Genomic DNA, 22,977 nt, shown 5'->3' with positions numbered 1-22,977 from the left:
TCGTCTACATTAGATGCTTAGGCTGAGTTTAACATCATCTATTGGGCTGTTTAGTATTCACCTGTCACAATAAGCTCTTGTTCAATAGATTCAACAACTAAGGCAAGTGTACTATTGTCTCGCTTAAAGCCGACAGAGCAAATGGCCATCGCGCCGTTACCACAGGTTATTTCAGGGTAATCTTCTGTCATTGGCGTTTCATCTTCTGCTACGGGCGCTAATACCCAGCCAGCAGCCAATAAACTCGATTTCACCTCAGCGTATTTTTTGCCCCATAACGCGCTGCTGTCCTGTGCTGGAGCATATAGAGGCAATGCGCCAAGACTTAGCATGATCAGTGGGAGAATTATCTTTCGCATGGAAAACATCTTAGTTCCTATGTGATTTCGGGGGTGATTGATGGTTAATTTTTTAAAGGCTAAATCAACGTCGTGAGGCTTCATCCCACACCTGAATCCCATTAAGCCTTTGGTATGGCTGATAGTCTGTTACTCACAATTAGTGCATTCAAACTATTTATCAATGAGTGTCTCGTTAAATATTTTTTCGTTAAATAATTTAAAAGTAAAGTCAAAGTCGTGGGGCTTCACCCCACACCCGACCAAGGAGGACTGCTCGTCCTATCCTCCTTGGATGCTCCAAGACGCCCCAACGGAGTTGAAAGCCCCTTGTGCTCATTGCCAAATTTGCTATCGCTTCCGAAGGATGCGTCCCTGCACCTGCGAAAGCTAGTCGGTCATCCATGACCGAACTCACACAATTTGTCTATTCGCCCTGCGGCAACTCCGAGGGGAAGTGTATTCTGTTACTTCGGAGTTAACTGTGAATTCTAAAAGATTCAAGCCTGTCCTGTCTTTCTTACTATGTGGTTTCGATTGGTCGCTTAGCGCTTGTGAGCGTGTTAACAGCATATATTATTCATGGTCCCTCTGTGCATTATCCTTATGTGCATTAGTTGGGGGAATTATGGCTGTTCTTGTTTATTCGTTTTTCCCAATATTTTTCATACAGTATCTGTGTCGATATAAAAATAACAACGAACACACCCGTATCAATAATAAATTTCAATGGTTCAAAAGGATCGCTAAAAATATCGTAGTGAAAATCGAAGTATTTGAATAATAATTTTGAACCAATAAAAGCAAAAATAAAAGAGGTAAAGAACTTCAATGGTTTTTCCTCAAAATATGTTGATAAATTAACCATTCTCTTTGGCGCGTTTGTACTCTTGTTGGGATTGATAAATTCCCAGAATGATCAGGCCAAATACGAAATAGAACAATTTTTGCGCTGAAAACTCGATTGTCAACGTAGGATGTTCTAGGTGGCGGTATAGAATACTGTGAGAAATTGCCTCTGTTATCGTCAGAATAAATGGATAGCTAATTAATGCAATAGACGATATTTTCGCGAATTTGTACGTTTGAGGTTGTTTAATGAATTTTGCAATAAATAGTAACGCAAATGATAGCGTCAGATTGCTTATCCATAAAATAGCCGCCGTAATTCGTACTTGAGTATGACTTGCTTCTTCCGCATCGGGATAAACCTCTAATATCTCCTGCAAGTAGCTTGCTGGGCTCACTAATCCCCAAACAGGGTAAAGGCATAGCAGCACGGCAGTGAGCATTAAAATATATCTGATAAACATCCTTTTTCTCCGACAGATTCTGCTTAGAAAGCAATACTTGTTATACGAATCATTACCTTAGCATTGTTTTTTACAAGTTGCGATTGCTTTAGCTAAAACTAAATTATTGTGACAAAAGTTTTTTAATGGATAGCTAAATTTAAACATGAACTAAATATTTCAGGCTTAAAGCAGTAAAAATAGCCCTAGGCCATAGACGCTATGTGTCAGTAAACTTAGCCACCGAGCTTTCCATGGTGAAGGTGTTTTATTTGCTGCAATCCTAAATCCAAGACAAGGTTGAATGACATAGAAAGGAAACACTATGGTAACAAAACCAGTCATTAGTGCAGGTATCAACGTTGGCTCAAATAACCACATTTCCCCAAAGATTAATACATGAATTAAAGCAATAATAATACCGATAAAATAATGCAGAAACCAACCCAGAAAGGTTCTCCTTTGACAGATGGGGTTGCCATAATAGGCCGATGAACCAGCTGACCTCTTTAAATAAAAATAAACCAACGTCCCACAAATGCATAATCAAGAGTTGGATTATGAAGTACGTTTTTTTGCCACCATGACCATGAATCCATTATTAATGTGGCACCAATACCCACTAATATTGACTGTAGCCAAATAGAAATTTCCATTCAGTTTTCCCTCTTAGTATTCTTTCCTGATATTGATATAGTTCAGGCATGGTACAACTTGAAGTTGACTTTAAGTCAAGAGTGAATATTATGGATATTGCAGAGGTATCACGCGAATCAGGATTAGCTCCTTCAACATTGAGATTTTATGAAAAAATTGGACTTATCCAATCCATTGGCAGAAAAGGACTTAGACGTCAATATGCCCCTAAAATCATTAATAAATTGAATATTATCTCACTTGGACGTATTGCAGGTTTATCATTAAACGAAATCACTACGATGTTTAATGAATCGAATCAATTGACCATTGATCGTAATTTACTGGCGAAAAAAGCATCTGATATTGATCTCAACATTAAGCGGCTAAAAGCAATACGAGATAGTCTTAACCATGTAGCAAGTTGCCCACAATCAGATCACTTAGAATGTCCATCATTCCAAAAACTAATGAAATCGGTAAAGTCTTTTGAATCTTAATCTGTGATAGAAATCAATCACTCGCTATGCGTATAAGGAATATTGTGGTCACTTAAATTTAGCAATTGAATTTGACACACTAAGGAGTGAATGATAAATACTTAATCTTGGCAATAACGTTTAACTTATTTCGTGCTAATCAAACTTATTTAAAATAGATGGAGCTGTAAAACAATGGGTGCTACAAGATCTGATGTGCTTATCGTTGAACACCCACCATGTCAACCTTGTGTGATGGAAAACAAATTTATTCTGAAAAGTATTTAACCCAAATCCAACCAGATACTGCCCAATAAATGGATAAGTTTCATATTAAGTCTAAGCTAATTAATTTTAGCCTTAGTCCATCATATATAGATAGTATTAGATTGTTAATTCTTTCTCGAAGAAAAATAAGCCATCACAGCTATCATACTCCCAATTACAATACCTGTAATTCCAAAAAATAAGCCAGCTTCTTGTCCATATATAGCACCTGATTGTAGCAGTGAATAGACAGGTGAAAGACCGAAGTATCCCCCAATCACACAACCAGTTACAGAAAGTAAAAGACCAACCTTAGTTCCAATGTTCATTTTATAAAATCCTTTTTTGGTAAAAATTTACTTGTACATAGACATTACTATTCTCGGTGCAAATGTCTGCCTCCGTGTTTTTCGTGGATTAGTTAAACTAAAGTCTGAACTTCCCGTCAAGCCGCAAACAAGCACTGGAGCAACGTAACATATATAAAAATAAAATAAAACTAACAAACTTTGGTTTGATTTGTTCAAAGTGAAAGACCATAGGCACTTAGTCTTAGTGGCGCGTAAGCTAATCTCACTAAAGAGTGAGACACCTACACCCTTGGTGTTTTTCAAGCTAGTTTTCACTCTTATGTGTGGAGCATGACTGCCTATGTGATAGTGGTATGTATTTTTCCATATGCAGCAGATTACGCAGAAATTAGCAAAGGCGAATTCAACTGCTGACGTGACCTTCGATGACATGGATGTCATCGTAGAGCCGCCATGGATGGCTTCACGGCGAGTCACGGAAGCAGTTGAATTCGGCGTACAAATGACAATGAATAAGCGCTTAATCTTGTCTCTTTAACGTTCAGCTAATTTCGTACCATAAATAAAAACAGCCGAAAAGATCTTTGCGGCTGTTTTGCTATTAGAAAATTTATATCTGAAAACCGCTATTTGAAACTCATCATCCCAAACTTGCTATTCAGCCACCATCGCCATGAGTGCAGGTAAAAACTCTTTATCTAGTGCGGCGATTTCGCTTTGTTCGACCAGCACTTGATTGAGAATGTCATGGCTGGTGAGGGGGTTGGCTAGTACCACACGGAATACCACGGTCGCTTGCCTAAAGTAGCGGGCTGGCTGAATGCGGGTACGGGAGACGAAAGACTTACCCTGTTCGCGTTGGTGCTTTTGAATAAACTGGGTGAGGCCATCGAGCAGCTCGTTAAAGCGAGCGAGTTTTACTGTGTCTGCTTGCTCACAGGCAAGTTGCATGGCGGCTTGGATGCTGGCGGGCACATAACGGTAAGTCAGCAGACAAAGTTCTGGCTCAGTGATTAGCTCAAAATCCTCATGGGCTTTGATTTGTTCGGCAAAATAGCGGGCTTTTTCAAGGCTGTTATTGATTAATATTTCATAACCATCGCGGCCGATGATCTGTAAGCAAGCGTGCACTAACATCGCCATGCCGGGGCGTGAACCTTCCAGCGTTTGGCTACCGAGATCCTTTGAACCACGGCGCAGAATATACTCGGCGTGGTGGGCAATGGCGTGGGCGAACTCTGGGTCTTTAAATAACACCATGCCTGCGCCCATAGGCACGTACATTTGTTTGTGGGCATCGATAGTGACTGAGTCCGCAAGTTCGATACCTGCGAGTAAGTGGCGGTATTTATTGGATAATAAACTTGCGCCGCCCCACGCTGCATCCACATGGAAATGACAATTTAACTCTTTTGCGAGCGCCGCTAACTCTGTCAGTGGGTCAACATTACCGGTTTCTGTGGTGCCTGCCACGCCAACAATCGCTAACACTTTGATGTTCTTGCTAGCAAGTTCAAGGGCGGCTTGGCGCATTTTCGCGACATCGACCTTGTTATCGCTGCCAGTGGGAATGCTGATAATATTGTCGCGACCGATGCCAAGCAGATCGACGGCTTTGCCCAGCGAGTAGTGGCCTCGCTCCGAGACCAAAATCGCTAAATCGTCATAGCCGTAGTGGCGCAGTGCCTTGAGTAAGCCTTCGCGGCTGACGCCTTTAAACTCGCCATCGGCTTTCAATAATTGGTTGCGGGCAATCCACAGGGCCGTGATGTTGGCAACCGTGCCGCCGGAGCAAAATGCCCCGAGGGAATGATTGGCGCTGTGCATCCAGCTTTGATAAAAATCCGTATCTTGGGCATAAATCAAATGGTGCATCATGCCGAGCACTTGGCGTTCAAGCGGCGTAAATGCCTTAGAGGTTTCGATTTTGACCAGATTTTGATTGAGTCCCACCATCATTTTTGACAGCGGCAACACAAAGTAGGGCAGTGCCGAAGTCATGTGGCCGATAAAACTTGGCGCCGCTGTGTGTACCGAATGCGCCACCAAATTTTGCATGATTTCGTCGGTGTAATCGGAGACAAAACGCGGCTGAGTTGGGATCTCAAAGGCTTGAAAATCGGTTTCAATTTCAGACAAGGGTTTTTCGAGCGCGGCGATACTGTCACCCAAAAAGCCTGCTAAGTCCTCGGAGAGCTTTTGCTCGATAATACTCAGCGTTGAGCTTGCATCTTCCGGTGCAGTAAAAATGCGGAGCAAACTTGCTTCGGATGCGGTGGCTTGGCGAGGAAGTTTCTGGGTCATGGGGCTTGCCGTCTATTAATTTTTATAGTGAAACCGCAAATTGGCTCGAAGAGTATAACGGACCAGTGATGCTCGATCAGTGACTCTCAAATGTTCAATCAGCGGAATACCAAAAAGGGAGCTCACTTTACTGCAAGGCCTTTTAGGCATCAAGCACTAATATTTTGTGTTACCAAAGCGTTGCGGCCTAAATAAGCAAAGGCGCCGTTATGGCGCCTTTATGTTTAACTCGACGAGCCACTCATCAAGCCTGAGCATTAGCCCTAAAATTCATGTTAGCCCTAAAATTAGCGCTGGCCTAACATGAGTACCGCGCCGATATTTCGGGCGGTATTGCAAAGGTTTAGTTTGGCATTGGCCAGCACATCATCAAGCGGACTTAAGTGCGGGATGATAGGGAAGATAGCCGCCATACCGTGATCCAATATGGCATTAGCGTTTTCACCGAGGCAGCCCGCGATACCGATAGTGGGAATGCCCTGCAGTTTGGCTTGCTTTAACACGCCCATTGGGGTTTTACCAAACACGGTTTGACCATCGATGCGGCCTTCACCTGTGATCACTAAATCGGCGCCACGGATTTTGTCCGCAAGGCCAACGGTTTGCATTACAATCTCAACCCCAGGTTTAAGCTCTGCATTTAAAAATGCCATTACGCCAAGGCCCATACCGCCCGCCGCGCCTGCACCCGCATGTTCACGCTGATCACTCATGCCACTTTGGGCAATCACATCGGCATAATGGGCGAGCGCGGCATCTAGCTGCTTAACCATCGCAGGCGTCGCACCTTTTTGCGGACCAAAAATCGCCGAGGCACCGCGTTCACCGCACAGTGGGTTATCAACATCACAGGCAACTTCGAAAGTGCATTGGCTCAGTAGTGGATGGGCGTTGGTCATATCGATACGGGCAAGATTGACCAGTGCCGCGCCGCCAGAAGGCAAGGTTTTACCTTGGTCATCGAGCAATAAAATGTCCAGCGCCTGGGCCATACCTGCGCCACCATCGTTGGTGGCACTGCCGCCTAGCCCCAAAATGATGTGCTTTATCCCCCGATTAAGCGCATCACAAATCAGCTCGCCCGTCCCATAACTTGTGGTAAGCAGCGGATTACGTTGCTCCCTCGGCACATGGTGCAAACCTGAAGCTGAGGCCATTTCAATCACGGCAATCGCGCCTTGATGTGGCGATTTGCTTGTTGGATCTGCACGTGAAACTGAAGCAGAACTTGTATTCATAGCCGCGCCCAGAATGCCTTCACCAAGGATGCCATAGTGCGCTTGCACTCTATGCCCCAGTGGCCCCATGACCTCTAAGCTGACAATACTGCCGCCCGTGGCGTCCACCATAGATTGCACTGTGCCTTCGCCACCATCGGCAACGGGTATTTTGATTATGTCGCAGTCAGGTATCACTTGTTTTAAGCCTTGTTCGATGGCGTTGGCCACTTCGAGCGCGCTTAAGCTTTCTTTAAATGAGTCGGGGGCGATAACTATTTTCATTAAAAATCCTACAGCTAAATGGGATAAAACAGGGCTCAATGTTGAACACTAAACCCAAGGCCACTTACGTTGGGCGCAACAACATCCCTGTGCTAAAACTGAGGTGATATAAGGGCATTTATATCCATCACTGGCACATTAATCTGTTGCAATTATTAGGGCGTATAACAGAGATATATCTTGGGCACGGTATGTGCCCAAGGGACAATATTGAATCAAGAACTCATTAATATTAGAGCAACACTAGGCTTAGCACATACACAGTTACCATGGACGTCACACCTTGGATTAGGGTCGCCATAGTTTGGGCTTTATAGGCTTGTTTGACACTCATGCGGCTAAATTGGGTGACGACCCAAAAGAAGCTGTCATTGGCGTGGGAAACGGTCATCGCACCTGCGCCAATCGCCATTACTGTTAATACTCGGCCCATATCGCTACCAAGACCAATATCGCCAAGCATAGGCGCAACCAGTGCAGAGGTTGCGACTAACGCTACCGTCGATGAACCCTGCGCTGACTTAAGCGCGGCAGCGACGATAAATGGCATGAAGATACCGATACCCAGTGCCGACAGTGATGTACCTAAAAAGTCACCGATAGGCGTGGCTTTTAATACCGCACCAAAGGCACCACCTGCACCTGTGATTAAAATAATCGGCGCGGCAGTGACGAGCCCTTGGCTGATGCGTTCGCTAAATTCGCTGATCTTATTCTCACCCTTTAACAGCAACAGGGATAAAAACAGGCCAATCATCAGGGCATTAACGGGCTGACCGAGGAACACGAGCGCATCAAACACACCTTCTTTACCCAAAGGCGCTGAAGGGAAGTTAGCGATAGAACCTAAACAAATTAATACGATAGGCACAAAAATTGGTGCGAAAGCTTTTAATGGACTTGGTAGCGTGCCATAGCTTTTTTTCAGCGTTTCATAGTCACTGGCCTGCGCTTTAAGTTCTTCTGCGCCTTCACCATCGGGCTCGACATCGGCAAAGCGGTTTGCCCACAACATACCCGCGAGTGCCGCAACGGCGGCCACAAAGAGACCCACACCGATCACTAAGCCTAAGTTGGACTCTAAGCCTAAGTTGCCTGCCGCGGCGATAGGGCCTGGTGTTGGTGGTACAAAGGTGTGAGTGGCGTAGAGACCTGTGGCTAAGGCAACGCTCATGGAGACACTAGAGACCTTCATGCGGTTCGCCATCGATTGTTTCAGTGAGTTTAAGATCACAAAACCCGAGTCACAAAAGACCGGAATAGACACGAGATAACCGATAATTGACATAGTGAGTGTCGGGAAGCGTTTACCTAATATCTTGATCACCACATCGGCCATGGTGATGGCGGCGCCACTTTTTTCCAGAATAATCCCTATGATAGTGCCTAAGACGATCACTAAGCCGATATAGCCTAAAATATTGCCAAACCCTGTAGTAATGGTTTTAGCGATTTCTCCGCTCGGCAAGCCATAGGCGAAGGCTGCGATAAAGGCGGCCAGAATTAAGGTTAAAAAGGGGTGGAGTTTAAATTTTGAGGTCGCGATAACAATAAATGCAATCACGCCGATGAGAATAAGCACTAAGTTCATAGTTTGTCCCGTTCAGTTCTTGGCTGAAGTTTTTGAGTAAGTTTTTTGACTTATAGTGTAGGGCGCAGTGCTTATTTGGGCCTGAGTCCAAATGAGGGCTGCTTTAAGAACAGCCTATTATTGTGCAGGTATGTTTGAATAGCTTTGGCTAAATCCACGGAATTACCGCGTTATGTTTTGCCATTTTTGTGCTCATGCACAAAAATGCTTAGGTGAATTCGAATGCAGGAGGAGGCGTTTTGTCGGTAAGGGAGGCGCTTGTCGATAAGGATTGGCAAATAGGGCTATTTGCCAATCCTAAACAGGAGGGACTTAACTCGACTCTTTATTGACGACGAATAAAGGATTCTACATAGGCTGCGGTGCGGGCATTGAGTATGGGATCGGCAGATGCAGTAATGCCCTTAGGCAATAACAGTGGGTTAAATATGCCTTTATCGCACTGTTGAACTTGGGGATCGCTGTCTCGCTCACCGTTAATCATCACTTGGCCTACCAGTAAACGCTGGCGAGTTTCAGGCCAGATCACAGTTGGGTCATTAATCTCATCCCCCATTTCGGCGAGTTGAATATAAAGGTTCCATTGTGCTGGCTGGGTTTTAATGCGCTCGAGTAATTCCGCCTTTAAAAAATCATCACTGTGATTGGCAAGTTCACTGGCTGACAGCGCGGCAGTACCAGCGACAGGTTCAAAAATCCATTTACCCGCGACCGTTTCACCTTGTTGAACACTGTTTTTTGGCGTGCTGAACAGGAAACTATTTACACCGAAGTAGCGGCTGTTGGCAAAACTTGGGCTGGGAGGCAACTGTTTAACGTAGTCGAAAAAAGCTTTAGCGCTGGGTTGATTATCAATAAGCCACTGTTTGCCTTCAGGGCCTTGTTTCACTTTGGTCTGAAAGTTAAAAAACTCTTCGAGATTTTTGGCAAAGAAAACGGGAACGTTAGTGGTGACAAAGTTAAGGTTTTCTTTATCGCCGTCAATTTTGAGTGACATAAAGCGCCCAGCGGTTTTATCTGAGATCTGCGGATTTGTACCGCCGAGGGAAAAGCGGGCTGTGACCTTGATACTATCTTGATTAAAAAATGGAATTGCCAACGTTTGTTGTAATTGTGGATTCGGTTTAAAACTGCCCGAGGTACAAAATCCCTTAGTGTGATTACGCAGTTTGACATTTTTGCCCGCCTCGCGACTTGCCGCATCGGGTGTGCCGTTGACGGCATCGACCAGTTCGGGAATGGTTTTCTCGGCCGCGATTAACGAAGGTGAAGTCAGCGCAATGCCGCTAATGAGACAAGCTTTGGCGAGTAAAGTCAGTTTGATTGAGGTCATTATCATTCCTTTCAATGGACTAAGTCGAGAGCGCTAGCATATCGACGCGATACTATATGAAAGGATAGGAAAGGGGATACGGTATAAATCTTTCAATTAATTTTTTAGTACAGGCCAAGTTTTACTCAATTGTTCTGGCCATCAGGTCGGCGCCGTCATCTGCGGGCTTTTTTCTGGCTAATCTGTTGAGTTGCTAAGTCATTTGAGCGTTAAGTTAAGCGAGTCGAAGTATCAATTAATTGCCCAAGATACAGGCTTAATAATCCATGCAGGGATTGAATGTCGGCTTGGGTGATTTGCTGAATTTTATCGAGGCGATATCTCAGTGTATTGCGATGAATAAACAGGGCATTAGCGCATTGCTGTGCATCGCCAAAGTGGGTGATGTAAGCCGCTAAGGTTTTTCGTAATTGGCCGTTTTTATCCGCCTTGGCGAGTTGCTGATAGGGCGTTGCCAGCGCCTGACCGCGCCAGTCATGTTTTAGCCCTGCAAGTAACACTTGTAGAGAATAATCTTCAAATAGGTATTTATTCCCTTCTGCATTGAGCTGCTTACCGAGTGCTAAAGTTTCTTGAGCCGTGTGATAGGAGCGCGCTATCCCACCTTTTTCGGGGAAGAAATGGCCTAGGGCAATTTTAAAGTTTAAATCCATTTGGGCAGGTAAGCGCTGTAACAGCTTATCGATGCGCTGATTTTCAAGCTCAGGATCCCATTGTTTTCCATCTAAAAAAGCAGGCTTTAGGATCACCAACTGCGACATTGAGGTCATGGCAATCAAGTTACCACGGTCAGGATATTGCAATAGATGCAGCACTTGCTTGAGGGTTTCACTGACTCTGGGGCTGCGTTCATCGGCGGGCTGAGTGGATGCCTCAGCTAAGAACAAGGCCGATGGGGTTGTGTCGGTTTTTAAATGGTGTTTCTGGATGTTTTTCTCGCTGATCTCAATAATGGCCGCGACTCTTGGCAGGCTGATATCAATGTCGAGCTGTTTTGCCCAGCGGTGCAACTGTGCATCATCGGTTTCTGCTTTGATCAGTTGCAGAATAAACTCTTCACGCTGGCGATTCTCCCATTGCAATTTATCCTGCAGGTTGGCTTGTTCAACAATCATTTCGGCGGTCATTTTGAGTAACTCACCATAATGGGTGAGCTCACGTGGATCACCGGTAATGCCGACAACGCCGATAATTTGTCCTTGATAATGTAAGGGTAAATTGATGCCTGGCTTAACGCCATGCAGCCCTGAGGCGACTTCTTGACTGATCTCCACATTGCGATTTTGGGCAATCGCCAGCAGCGCGCCTTCGTGGGTTGACCCTATACGCTTAGGGTCGCCTGAGCCTAAAATCACCCCTTGGCCGTTCATCACATTGATATTGTGGCCAATGATTTTCATTGTGCGACTAACAATTTGCTTAGCGATGACAGAATCAAGTAGATACATACAGGCGCCTAGTGGGGTTGAAGGTTTAATAGGGATGCAATACGCATTCTTAATCTGGGTAGCATATCGCGTTCAAACTCAGGATGCTGCTTAAGCCAAAGATTATTACGCGGGCTTGGGTGCGGCAAGACAAGATACTTAGGCCAATATTGCTGCCATTGCGCGCATGCTTGGGTCACTGTTATTGGTTTCAGTTTGGGGATGGCTTTTACTTTAGCGCTGGTCGAAATTTTACTGCTGGTTGTTTGAGGCTCAGTGATCGGCAAAGTGGGGTTTACGGCCTTGGACGATTCGCGCGGTAGATGATAGTCGATGGCATATTGGCCGAGGATCACAATTAGCTCTATTTGCGGCATTAGGGCGAGCAAGGCCTGATGCCAAGTGGCAGCACATTCGGGGCGCGGTGGTTTATCACCCTGCTTTTTACCGTTTTTTTCGATACTGCCCGGAAAACAAAATCCCATAGGGATAATGGCAAAAAGATTGGGGTCGTAGAATTGCTCCCGCGTGACATTCAACCAAGTGCGCAGCCGTTCACCGCTGGCATCGTCAAAAGGTATGCCTTTATGGTGGGTTTTCACGCCCGGAGCTTGGCCTGCAATCAAAATCCGCGCTTGGGTACTGGCCTGCAATATCGGCTTGGGCGCTAAGGGTAAATGGGCCTGACATAAAGTACAGGCACTGATTTTTGCCAGCAGTTTGGCCATTGATGCCGAGCATGATGGCGATACAGTTACGCAAAGTGGCGATGGCGTTTTAGTGAGATTCGTCTTAGTCAATTTAATCGCTAATTTTATCGTTGCTCATTCATTTTCAATCAGGATTGGAGCATCATCACTGTTTGATATACCCAGTAGCCAAAAAGAGAATAGCCAAGGATTAAACTGATATAACTTAATATCTTAGGAATTTGATTTGTGCTTGAAGCCAAACAAATGTGGGCCAGCACAATCGTAAAGAGGGCTAATGGCGCAATCACATAGCTCAAAGCTAAGATGAATAATGCCCCTAGGCTGATGATCCAATCGGCATTGCGATTGGTGGGTTTATCGATTTGGCAAAGCTGTAGTGGCAATAAAATCAGTCCAATACCGACACAGATAATACCTAAGTTAAGGGCGAAATCACTCCAACCTCTATGATCATAAATGGCTAACGCAATGGCAATTAATGGCACTATTAGTGCGCTTAATACATGGCGTTTAGCAAAAGTGGCGCTGCGATACTGACCCGCAAAAAAGAATAAGCCCTGTAGAAACAGATTGATTAAGGTAAAACCACCTAGGCCTAAAATGATAAATAGGCTCGCTGCGCCACCCGATGGGTCGAACGCCATGGCGGGTAAGGGTAATAGGCTTAGCCCCACTAGTGCGGGAATTGATAACAGCCACTGAGATTGGGAGATTGAAGAATAAATACGCATTGGCTCAGAGGATTAACTAAAAGATTGAATTAAGATCCGCTAAAGTGAGCCAAAACTCAAGGATTAAGGTTTTTATGGGCGGACTTTCGCGCCAGAGTCTGATCTTATTCAAGATTTTTACTGTTATCTGCCATGATGTTATCGCTTTAAAAGATAATGCTGCGCTTAAACAAAAGCCCGCAAAATGCGGGCTTTTCGTATTATCAACAGTATCGATTAGAGTTTGTAACTCATGCTCAGCATGATCATTTGCGCTGTGTAGTCATGGCTATTGCTGCCAAAGCCTACGACGTTCCAGATCCCATCGACGGCGATATCATTGGCGGCATCATTGTCTTTATAATTCTCAATTTTATAATCCAAGCGCAGCGCCATTTTCTCGGTGGCTTGATATTGAGCATATAAGTTAATGTTGTGCACTTTGGCAAAATAATCGCCATAGTCGCCTGTGATACCTTGTCTGACTTGAGTGTTACTGTCGGAGTTTGAATAAGTGTAATCCAATCCCATGCGTAACTTGTTCTCAAGCAAGTTGTTGTAGCTCAGGCCTGCCCCGACCACATCTACATTGTCTTCAATGAATCCTGTCCATGTTGGGGTGCTGTAATTACTGCTTCCCGCTTGTTCAGACTCAATGATTTGATAGTTGTAGAAGGCTGTCGCCAATAAATCATCGGTGATCATGTAGCTGATGTTGGCATCATAACTGGTGTCTTTTGACTCAGTTAAGCCAATAACTGTGTCAGAGTAGTCATCTAATGCGTAACGGGCACCGAAATCTATGGTCAAGCTGTCGATTGGCGAGTGGGTGACTCGAGCTTCAATCTGGGTTCTGTCGCGGTTAGCCAGATTGTACTTACGTAACAGGCTGTTGGTTTCAGAAGATGTCCATTCAGAAGCTTGATATTGCGAGCCATCACGCTGACCGTAACTGCCCTTAACCCACATATCCTAAGTTTCAAAGCTGTTAACGCGTAAACGTGCCCAAACAGTATTTTCATCTGTGGTTTCACGGTCTTGATAATTACGGTCATCACGTTTGAAGTCATAGCCGCCATCAAGCTTCAGTCCATGGGTAATACGATAATCCGCCGCCACTTTGAAGCGTTGGCTAGTGTTATCGTAAGGGGTGTTATAGGCCACCTTACCATTAACATTGTTGATGCTGACTTGGGTCCACTCTTCAATTTGAGTATTGTTATCACGGTCGCTATAGTCGTAGCTACCACTTAAGCGCAGTGAGTTAGTCACTTTACTGACGACTTTTAAGTTCAACCCTGTGAGGTCAACTTTGGCATCAACGGCCTCTGTTGGCACTTGATAGCCATAGCCTGAAGTGACTAATGCTTGGTCTTGACTCATTTGTCCCGCAAGCACACGACCTGTTAACACATTGGTATTGTCGTTGTATTGACCCATGAGCGACACTGTGTGTGACTGGTTGTCAGGGTCAAGGGCGAGTGTGCCAGAGGTTTGAGCACCAAAAGTTGGATTGAAGGCACTGTCGAAGTTTAACTGGTTGTACTCGTTCTTAAAAATTGAGCCATTGTAGTTAAGTGCAGTGAACCAACGATCGCCTTTTAGTTTAATGCCAGCTTCAATGGAGTCAGTGGTGTAATCAACTGGCTCAGCTAACATCATGAATTGGTTAAAGAATCCACCTGATGTTTTTTTCAAGCCGGTTTTTTCTTCACGCATGTAGCTCACATGCGTACTCCACAGGGATTCACCTTGATAGTCAAAACCTAACCCTGTGCGCTCACGTTTGAGCGACAGTTCTAAGGCATTTAGGTTGTCCATCAGTAACGGCATCTGGCTGCTTGAACCCGCAGTTACCCAGTTGTCTGGCAAGGTTAAATTATCGCTGCCGACACCAGAGTAGGGCGTTAAGGCACTATTACTGTTGTAAGTGGCGATTTGGCGATAGTTTACATTGACATTATACTGGCCTTGTTTGCCCGCATTGACATCTAAACGGCCACCATCCATGCCCAGTTGATAAGCTTCAACGCTGGCTTGATAGCCTTTCTCACCACGGAAGGTGACATCGGCATCAAATTTACCCGCAACTTCGTTTGAAGTCCCAAAGGCATTCGCCGAGCGAATATCCTCTTCGCTGTTGTAACCTACGCCAACACCCACAGTGCCAGACGTACCCGTTTCAACAACGCAGCCTTTACAGCTCCAAGCGGACATTTTGACTTTTTCTGTATTGGCATTGGCTAGGCCATACCCGTCGGCCGCTATTGCAAAACCTGTGTTTGCTAGTAACGCCAGAGTGATCAAATTGAGTTTAAATTTCATTTTCTCGTCTCCTTAGCGCTGTAATAGCTTGCCAGATGGATGGTTTGAACCATGGACCTGACTGTGGCAATTTAAACAGCTTCTTCCACCCGTAAAGGCATTGTCGCCGACGTTTGAACCTAAACCAGTGTTACCTAAGTAAGCATTGCTGGCGTGGCCATCGCTAGCGTGACATTGCTGACACAGCTGCGGTGCGCGGGTTTTCAACATGGCATCATTCACACTGCCGTGAGGATTGTGGCAAGTCACACAGTTCTCAGTGACGGGTGCATGTTCCCACAGTTTTGGGCCGCGTTTCTCGGCGTGGCAGGAGTAACAGGTTTCGTTAATGCTAGGCTTGTTTAGATCGGAATCTGTCATGCTCCCATGGGGATTATGACAATCGCTACAGGTCATTTGAGCCCATTTTAGTGGGTGACTTGAGCGTTTATTCATGTCTGCTTTTTGCTTAGTGTGACAGCTAGTACAGACTTCCATTTCGGTGTTTTTTGATAACACAGGATCTTTTGCGACGTGCACTTGGTGGCATGAGGCACAAGCGACATCGGCATTGTCATGGTGACTACCGTTCCAAGATACGCGTTTATCATCTTGGTGACAGCTCATACAGACACTGTTTTGTTTTTCTGCACTTAAGGTCGATTGCTTACCAAAAGTGATCATCGGCTCGTTGCCGCCTTTATTGTGTTGACCCATAGGACCATGACAGGCTTCACATTGCAGGCCAGCCATTGGGCTCTTTGATGAATCAATGGCGCCATGGACACCTTTGAAGAGGTCCATCACTTTTTCAGATTTTTTGTGGCACATCAAACAAGAATCAGCACCTTTAGGGGAGTAGCTGCCTTCGGCAAACTTCTTATCTAAGGTGGCTTCGACTTGCTCTGGAGTCATTTTGTCATCCCACTTTGAGGCGTGTGCACTCGGTGTGATGCATAAAGACATCACTGCAGACATTGCCATGGAGATGACAAGTGCCGGCAGTAGGTTTTTCATTTTTAGGCTGTTCTTCATAATAGGCTTCCCAATTTGTCCCAACAAAATTCAAGAAAGGGGGAGCGAACTCCCCCTGCTTGGGCAAATTACATCTTCACCTGAGTGTGATCTGTTGGTGTGGGTTTGTGACAGTAGAAACAGGTTTCTGACTGCGCCGCTTGATTGGCTTGAACATAATCACCGTTCACAATCGCGCCCATATTTTCTAAGCCGTGGCCAATAGATTCTGGTGCGTGGCATGAAGTACAAGTGGCAGTGATTGGCGTGGTGTATTTACCCGCAGTTGTTGCCAGAGCGCCTTTGACCTTGAATGCATCTAGGTTGAAGTCGTTATGACATTGGGTACATTCTTTGATGACACCTTGTTTACCATGAACAACGTGTAATTTCATCTCCAACGCACCTTTGTTTGCACCACTTGCATAGGTACCATCTGGGGTATGACAAGCGACACACGCATCCACACCGACGATTGGTTTACCGCTGGCATCTTTTGCATGTGATAGCTGTTCTGTCATAACAAAACCTGCATGGTGGCCTTTGTGAATTTCGAAGCTATCACCGTGACAACCTTGACAGGTACCAAACTCAACTGAGTTAACATGACGCATGCTCGGTGCTTTACCAGACTTAGTGCCAAAAGCCAGTTCGGCTTTCATGCTCGTTGTTGCGCTGTCTGCGGTACATGCGGTTAAGCTTGTACCAGTGCTACACACTTCTAAACCGATAATGGTAAAGGCGGTATCAGTATCGCCTGCACCGAAAGGTAGAACGGGTGTTGTAAAGACTAATTTACCGTCAACTAAGGTTACACCTTCTTGCAGTGCGCCATCTTTGACTAAGTCTTTCGCTATTTTCGCTTTACCGCTACCTGGACTTGGGTTGTAGCCCATGATCGGGAAGTTAGGGCCAACGTTGGTAACGGACTCTAAACGTTTAATCTTATCTTGAACGGTTGCCGCATCAATTGCGTTACCATCTTTGTCTAAGATAGACACGGTTAATACTGCAGTATCATCAGCTTGACCAGCAAGTGCTGCTGACATACCTAACTGAGCGATAACGGCTTTTTTGTCTGCAGTCTTACCTGTGTGCAGTTCTGCAGTCCAATCGCTGTTATGACAGGCGATACAGTTAGAGTTATCTAGCTGTTGTGAGTGACCTTTACCGGCAGCAAAGTCCACTGCGCTATGGCAGCTTCCACATGAGGCAGCAGTTGGGATACGTGACCAATTACTCCAATCAGGCGTAGCCTCATTTGCAGCGTGACAGCTTTGACAGCTTTCTAATGAGCCTAAGGTGAGGTCTTTGTGTTTAGCGTGAACGAGAACATTGAACTCTTTACCTACACCGACTTTTCCGGCTGTGTGGCAAGTTGCACAGTAATTAACGTCAGAATACGCGCCGCCATGTTTAACATTGGCTAAATCTTGGTGACAAGTATTACAGCTTTCTGTGGCGACAATTTTGCGACTGTATGTTGGCAGTGCGCCAGTATCGGCAGTGAAGTCGACAAAGGCGTTACTGTTTGGTACTTGAGTACCATCGGGAAGCGGAGTGTTATAAGCGCGGATTAATACTCGTTGAGCTAACTGTTCGTTATAGGTGACTTTAGTGTTAGCGGTCAGGTTCATACTAAAAGTATAACTGTAGTGACCGTTTTTCTTGTCAACGAAAGTCCCTGGGCATGTTGCAGCGACATCACAGGTTTCATCACCAAAGTATTGCCATTGTGACGCATTACCTGCACCAGTTGCACCTTGTGGGATTAATTGTGCTGCGGCAAAACGCATTTTTTGTAGGCCAACAACGGGTAAATCATTTTCGTTAGTGACGGTAAACTCAACACTCGGAATACCGTTAGTGACGACAGATTTGTCAAAGGCGAAATTAAGGGTTTGAATCGCTGGAGCAGGTTCGCCACCAGGTTCACCGGGATTACCATCATTACCATCGCTGCCACCACAGCCCGCTAAGGCCATAGTGACTGCACTTGCTGCTAACAGCAGTGCGATTTTAGTTGTTTGTGCGTTCATCATTTTTTTCCCTGCATAGGTTTGGCATTGCTTAAACGCTATGTTCTAGAGCCAACAGATTCTATGTCTGTGTTTTTGGTCACTAGAAGCGACTTAAGTGGATGCTGGAAATAGAATTCCCCAAGGAAAGGCTAACCTAACATGACCTTAAAATCTCCAAGGCCTTTGCTAATGTGTGACTTGGATCTTTCTATTTCTAAAGAGGTATTTAAAGCGAGAGGTAAAAATGATTTTAGAACAAAAAAACAGCGGGGTTTTGAAAGGGAAGAATATAAAGAGAGAGGTAACAACCTCTCTCTTTAATAACAATAAAAACATTGCTCTGAATGAGAGCGTTACACCTGTTTAGTTACCGTGGACTTCACTCAATTGAGCTGGTGTATGGCAAGTCGCACAGCTTTCAGATGCACGGGTTTGCACATCGGCTGCACTAGTACCGTTTAAGATACCACCGTTAGCTTCAATATGAGATTTAGCGGCATCAGAGAGATATTTCTGGTGACAGCTTAAACATGCGCCAGCATCAGAAGAGACCCAAATATCGGTACCGTTATTGTTGATGTCACCAAAACGCCATGTGCGTTCAGGTGCACGGCCTAAGGTAATACCTGTAATGACGTTTGATTTATCTACAGTATGACATGTAGCACAATCAGTTTTAAGCACAGTGCCCGATTGTACGCCTGCATATTTTAGATAATGGCCTTCACGTTCGTGAGCTTTCCAAGCAAAGCTAGTTGGGATTTTGCCACCAGGATAGCTTGAATCGGCTTTAAGGGTTTTGTCTGATGTATGACAAGTTTGGCAGTTTACACCATTGTCATAGTGGTGAATTTCTTGATTGTGACAACCTTGACATTTTGTTGGGTCAATAATATCACGACGAGTAGCTGCTTTAGCTGTGCTATCCACTGCATTATCTTTCCAAACGAAGTGATAAGGAGCTTCTTTGACTGGGACTTTGTGTGTGTTAGCTGTCGCACAATCTGTCATCACAACATCCGCAACGCCATAGCCACCATTGTTGAAACATACTTCCAATGTTGACCATAGTTCGAATGTTTTACCATTTGCATCTGCGGGTAAATTGAACTTAGTGCCAGTCAATGAGTAGGTTTTATTGGCTTCGTTATAGGTACCTTCACTTAGAGCAATGCGACGGTTACTGTAAGAAGCCGTAGCAGAACTCGGGAAGTCTTTATTAGAATCCCATGCTACTACAACACGCGAGCCCTGGTTCACGAAGGCTTTGTCAATCGCATTGCCATCTTTATCAATAACTTGAACATCGAAAGTGATTTTGCCTGTGGTGTTGACACCTACATTGCTGAACTTAATACCCATAGTTTTAGTGTCAGAGTAAGCTTTCAGCACATCGCCATGACGTTTAGCCGCACTGCCTGTTCCACCATAGGGTTGAGTTGCATTATGACAGGCAACACAGTCATTGCTGCTGTGGTGAGCAGATGGTTTTTCAGTGTGACAACCAATACAGGCTTGATTACTTAAATCAGCCTTAAATAGATCGGCATTAGCTGGCGCGTTCGTTCCTTCTACGTGACAGGCTGCACAATCCGCGGCAGGTTTTAATGGGAAACCAACCTTGCCATAGTCAATGACTTTACCGCCATACCCCACAATTTTATATGGTGCAGGAACTTCCGCTCCAGTTTCATCATAGGTATGACGTTCGCCACCTTTATGGATAGCATGAATCATGTAAGTAAATTCAATGCTATTGCCTGATTCAGGGTCACCAGATGTTGCCGTATGGCAAGATGCACAGTTCTCAATATCAACTCTGCGGCCGCCGTGTAACTCTAAACTTTCTGGTTGGTGACAGGTGTAACAGGCTGTTATTGAAACAACGTTACGTGTTTGGATTCCTTCTGTTTTACCTGTTGAAGGCTGCCAGTCAAAATGTGCGTTTGCTGAAAGTTGTGGTAACTCAAGCTCTAAGGTTGCACGTTGAGTCGCTTCAGCGCTGTAAGTGATGGCTAAGGGCTCAGTGACATTGGCGATATTGGCTTGATAGGTATAACTGTAGTTGCCATCACCATGATCGACTAAACATGTATCACACTTGGCTGCAGCTTCAACGTTGGCTTGATATTGAGCGGATGGATTGAGGTTATCCACGCCAGAAGGCACTGTGCCAGGTTCTTTTTTCGTATTGATATAGGCTTGCCATTGGTAACCGCGGTCAGCGGGTTTTGCTGGATCTTCTGTTGCTACTGTTACGTGGCTAAGTTGCGCAATACCAAAGCGAATGTCGTGATCTTTATTCAAGCCAAGTACAGCCACACCATTCGCATTTTCTAATGTGAAATTAACAGTCACTTTACCTGCATCGACTGTGGCGTTAGTGAAACTTGCTTTCAGTGTAGGAGTTGAATCGATATTAACACCGACAACGCCAGGTTTTCCGTCTTCACCATCTTTACCGTCACTACCACCGCAACCGGCGAGTAGTAGAGAGAGTAAACCGGCACCCAACATCGCTTTTGTTGCGGTATTGAAATTGAACCGTTTCATCATGATATTTCCCTGCAATAGTTGTAATCATCATCAAACGCTTAGCAAATAAGAATAAATCTCATTACCCGCATAAGATGTGTGGAATTAGTTTTCCATCTGTAAGGCTAACTAAGTCACTGGTATTTATCAGTCACTTTAGGCGGGTAATGTGACTGAGATCTGACTATTTCTTTAGGAGTAGATGGCTGCATCGTATGAGTTCCTTTTATATCTGCAGTTGCTGGCCTTTTTAGGCCAGCATCATAGGGTTAGTCTATTGGATGCACTTTCAACACGTCCGCGACTCCGCCCTGCCCATGACAGAAAGCACAGGTTTCAGTTCCTGCGGTTGCATCGGATTTTGTACCTGCAAAAACAGCACCTTGCTGCGCCATGTGGTTATGAGTGCTGGTATCTGAATGGCAGTTGCTACACACAGCGGCAATTGGGCTGGTAAAAGTGCCGTTATTGAGGGCAAGGGGTTGCACCGCTGAATTTAAGGGGAGGGCGACGGTAGAAATTCCCGCAGTATCGTTAACATGGCATTGGGCACAGTTACCGATTTTTCCTGGGTAGTTTAGGCTTTCAAACCCTGTGAATTGACTGGTGTGAATACCGTGGATCAGCTGCTTAAAGTCAAATGACGTGATTGAAGGATTGGCTGCCGTCGCATCGGCCAGCATATTGGCGTTATGGCATAGCTGGCATTGACCATCGAGATCGTTACGTGAGCCGTGAATATTCAGTTTTTGATCACCATGGCAATTACCGCAGCTTGTATTACTGACAACAGTGCGGCGACCCGTACTGCTTAATGCTGCCATATCAAAATAACTGTGGCTGGATTTAATCACTAACACTTCCGCCAGTTCAGTCGTGCAATCAACCAGTACTTTATCTTTGGCACAGACTCTGCCTTGAATCGCAAGTCCACCATGATCCGTTTCAGTGCCTGCTGGCACGGTAAGGCCCGCTATCGTATAGGTATAAATGCCATTAGAGCCTGATATGGGTGTGGATTCCGGCAGTTTAATCGAGCGAGCTGAACGGGTCGCATAATCAAAACTGGTTCCCCAGTTGGCATATATCCTTAAATCATTGATAAATTTTAGCTTATTGGCACTTTCGCTATACACAGTTCCTGTGGCTGGATTCATTAGTTTAACCGCAACAGTGACCGTGCCATTGGCATCCATACTGGCGCTGGTGATACTTGGGCTAAATTGCATCAATGCCGCGTTTTTAGCTTCATCACTGTGTACGCTTGCGGTCCAGTCGGCATTATGACACGCCACGCAGTTACTGTTATCTGTTTGCACTGGGTGTCCTTCGCCTGCGGGGAAATTGATCTGTGTATGACAGGCACCACAGGCTTGTATGGTCGGGATTCTGCGCCAGTTTTGCTGTTCGGTTAACTCAGCCTTATCGACGTGACAGGTTTGGCAGTCACTAATGGGTTGCGGGAAGCCGGTTAAATGTTTGCTGTGGATCATTTGTGGGAAAATATCCGCAGGGTTACTGACTTTTTTGCTGTTATGGCAGGTGACGCAGGTTTCGATTTGATTATATCTACTGCCATGGAAAGCTAGATTACTGTGGCAACTATTACAGGTCTCTATTGTGACTAAGTTGCGGGTGTAAGCGACATTACTACCTGAAGATTGCCAGTCATAATGCTGATTGGTTATAGGTAAGGGCGTGTTATCGGCAAGTTTATCGCCGCCAATTTTGACCACCATTCTTTGGGTCGCTTCGGGCATAAACGTCACTCCATTCATGCCATTAAATGCGGCGCTGAAGGTATAACTGTAGTGACCGTTTTTATGATCTGTGAGACTGCCTGGGCAAGTTGCCGCGCAGGTTTCAGCGGTAAAGTGCTGCCATTCACTGCTATTCCCCGCGCCTGTATAACCTTGGGGGAGAAGCTGCGCAGCAATAAATGTCGCCGATGGGATACCAATCACGGCTTCATCATCTTGATTGCTCACTTGAAAATCCACTTGAGCAATGCCATCTGTCATCGCGACTTTATCGACCATGATGTTAAGGTTAGTTATCGTTAATGCAGGCGGTTTCGCAGGCTCACCGGGATTACCATCTTGGCCGTTATCACTGCCACAGGCGCTTAATAGCGAGACTAAGGCCAGCATAAGACTGAATTGAGTGCGAATTTTTGCAAACTTGTTCATATTTCTATCCT

18 protein-coding genes and 1 pseudogene are annotated in these 22,977 nt (G+C 45.3%); 2 read left to right on the top strand and 17 right to left on the bottom strand.

Annotated features, from left to right (window positions below):
• Positions 1–50: 50 nt before the first annotated feature.
• From L5M37_RS02505 to L5M37_RS02490, 4 genes are all read right to left on the bottom strand, one after another.
• Positions 51–368, bottom strand: coding sequence for a hypothetical protein (locus L5M37_RS02505; protein WP_317630084.1), 318 nt, complete (start codon positions 366–368; stop codon positions 51–53).
• Between the two features lie 830 nt (positions 369–1,198).
• A complete protein-coding gene (locus L5M37_RS02500; protein WP_263199257.1) occupies positions 1,199–1,651 on the bottom strand; it encodes a hypothetical protein in 453 nt (150 codons plus the stop codon).
• Positions 1,652–1,816: 165 nt separating this feature from the next.
• Positions 1,817–2,158, bottom strand: coding sequence for a DUF2938 domain-containing protein (locus L5M37_RS02495; protein ID WP_263199256.1), 342 nt, complete (start codon positions 2,156–2,158; stop codon positions 1,817–1,819).
• The gene (locus L5M37_RS02490; protein WP_263199254.1) at positions 2,140–2,286 is read right to left on the bottom strand and encodes a DUF2938 domain-containing protein; all 147 of its coding nucleotides are present in this window, start codon (positions 2,284–2,286) and stop codon (positions 2,140–2,142) included. The genes L5M37_RS02495 and L5M37_RS02490 overlap by 19 nt, the downstream gene beginning before the upstream one ends.
• Before the next feature lie 90 nt (positions 2,287–2,376).
• Between L5M37_RS02490 and L5M37_RS02485 the strand changes: the two genes are divergently transcribed.
• Complete coding sequence (locus tag L5M37_RS02485; RefSeq protein WP_263199252.1) at positions 2,377–2,766, top strand: helix-turn-helix domain-containing protein; 390 nt, start codon at positions 2,377–2,379, stop codon at positions 2,764–2,766.
• Between the two features lie 371 nt (positions 2,767–3,137).
• On the opposite strand, the gene L5M37_RS02480 is transcribed toward L5M37_RS02485, so the two are convergent.
• The 11 genes and pseudogenes from L5M37_RS02480 to L5M37_RS02430 form a co-directional block, all read right to left on the bottom strand.
• The gene (locus L5M37_RS02480; protein ID WP_263165926.1) at positions 3,138–3,341 is read right to left on the bottom strand and encodes a hypothetical protein; all 204 of its coding nucleotides are present in this window, start codon (positions 3,339–3,341) and stop codon (positions 3,138–3,140) included.
• A gap of 636 nt (positions 3,342–3,977) precedes the next feature.
• Complete coding sequence (gene panP / locus L5M37_RS02475; RefSeq protein WP_263199251.1) at positions 3,978–5,627, bottom strand: pyridoxal-dependent aspartate 1-decarboxylase PanP; 1,650 nt, start codon at positions 5,625–5,627, stop codon at positions 3,978–3,980.
• 287 nt (positions 5,628–5,914) lie between these two features.
• Positions 5,915–7,129: a glycerate kinase gene (locus L5M37_RS02470; protein WP_263199250.1), complete on the bottom strand. Its 1,215-nt coding sequence runs from the start codon at positions 7,127–7,129 to the stop codon at positions 5,915–5,917.
• A gap of 232 nt (positions 7,130–7,361) precedes the next feature.
• Entirely contained in the window at positions 7,362–8,720 is a 1,359-nt protein-coding gene (locus tag L5M37_RS02465) for a GntP family permease (RefSeq protein WP_113938868.1), read from the bottom strand.
• Between the two features lie 325 nt (positions 8,721–9,045).
• Entirely contained in the window at positions 9,046–10,053 is a 1,008-nt protein-coding gene (locus L5M37_RS02460) for a catalase family peroxidase (RefSeq protein WP_263199249.1), read from the bottom strand.
• Between the two features lie 209 nt (positions 10,054–10,262).
• The gene (locus L5M37_RS02455) at positions 10,263–11,501 is read right to left on the bottom strand and encodes a sugar diacid recognition domain-containing protein (protein ID WP_263199247.1); all 1,239 of its coding nucleotides are present in this window, start codon (positions 11,499–11,501) and stop codon (positions 10,263–10,265) included.
• 8 nt (positions 11,502–11,509) lie between these two features.
• On the bottom strand, positions 11,510–12,208 hold the full coding sequence (locus L5M37_RS02450; protein ID WP_263199401.1) for a uracil-DNA glycosylase family protein: 699 nt from the start codon (positions 12,206–12,208) through the stop codon (positions 11,510–11,512).
• Between the two features lie 110 nt (positions 12,209–12,318).
• Positions 12,319–12,924 (bottom strand): hypothetical protein, encoded by a 606-nt coding sequence (locus tag L5M37_RS02445; RefSeq protein ID WP_263199245.1) that lies wholly within the window; start codon positions 12,922–12,924, stop codon positions 12,319–12,321.
• Between the two features lie 216 nt (positions 12,925–13,140).
• Positions 13,141–15,228: pseudogene (locus tag L5M37_RS02440) on the bottom strand (MtrB/PioB family decaheme-associated outer membrane protein).
• A 12-nt stretch (positions 15,229–15,240) separates the two neighbouring features.
• Positions 15,241–16,242: a decaheme c-type cytochrome MtrA gene (mtrA, locus tag L5M37_RS02435; RefSeq protein WP_028760483.1), complete on the bottom strand. Its 1,002-nt coding sequence runs from the start codon at positions 16,240–16,242 to the stop codon at positions 15,241–15,243.
• A 68-nt stretch (positions 16,243–16,310) separates the two neighbouring features.
• On the bottom strand, positions 16,311–18,263 hold the full coding sequence (locus L5M37_RS02430; protein WP_263172156.1) for an OmcA/MtrC family decaheme c-type cytochrome: 1,953 nt from the start codon (positions 18,261–18,263) through the stop codon (positions 16,311–16,313).
• Positions 18,264–18,401: 138 nt separating this feature from the next.
• Here L5M37_RS02430 and L5M37_RS02425 point away from each other — a divergent pair, with 138 nt between their 5' ends.
• The gene (locus L5M37_RS02425) at positions 18,402–18,563 is read left to right on the top strand and encodes a hypothetical protein (RefSeq protein WP_198572185.1); all 162 of its coding nucleotides are present in this window, start codon (positions 18,402–18,404) and stop codon (positions 18,561–18,563) included.
• 42 nt (positions 18,564–18,605) lie between these two features.
• On the opposite strand, the gene L5M37_RS02420 is transcribed toward L5M37_RS02425, so the two are convergent.
• Together L5M37_RS02420 and L5M37_RS02415 are read right to left on the bottom strand one after the other, a co-directional pair.
• Positions 18,606–20,798, bottom strand: coding sequence for an OmcA/MtrC family decaheme c-type cytochrome (locus L5M37_RS02420; protein WP_263199243.1), 2,193 nt, complete (start codon positions 20,796–20,798; stop codon positions 18,606–18,608).
• Positions 20,799–21,046: 248 nt separating this feature from the next.
• Positions 21,047–22,966 (bottom strand): OmcA/MtrC family decaheme c-type cytochrome, encoded by a 1,920-nt coding sequence (locus L5M37_RS02415; RefSeq protein WP_263199242.1) that lies wholly within the window; start codon positions 22,964–22,966, stop codon positions 21,047–21,049.
• Positions 22,967–22,977: the final 11 nt, after the last annotated feature.

Origin of the sequence: Shewanella sp. SM69, from assembly GCF_025653985.1 — a bacterium.
Lineage (GTDB): Bacteria > Pseudomonadota > Gammaproteobacteria > Enterobacterales > Shewanellaceae > Shewanella > Shewanella oncorhynchi.
This window is presented reverse-complemented; position numbering and strand designations above follow the sequence as displayed.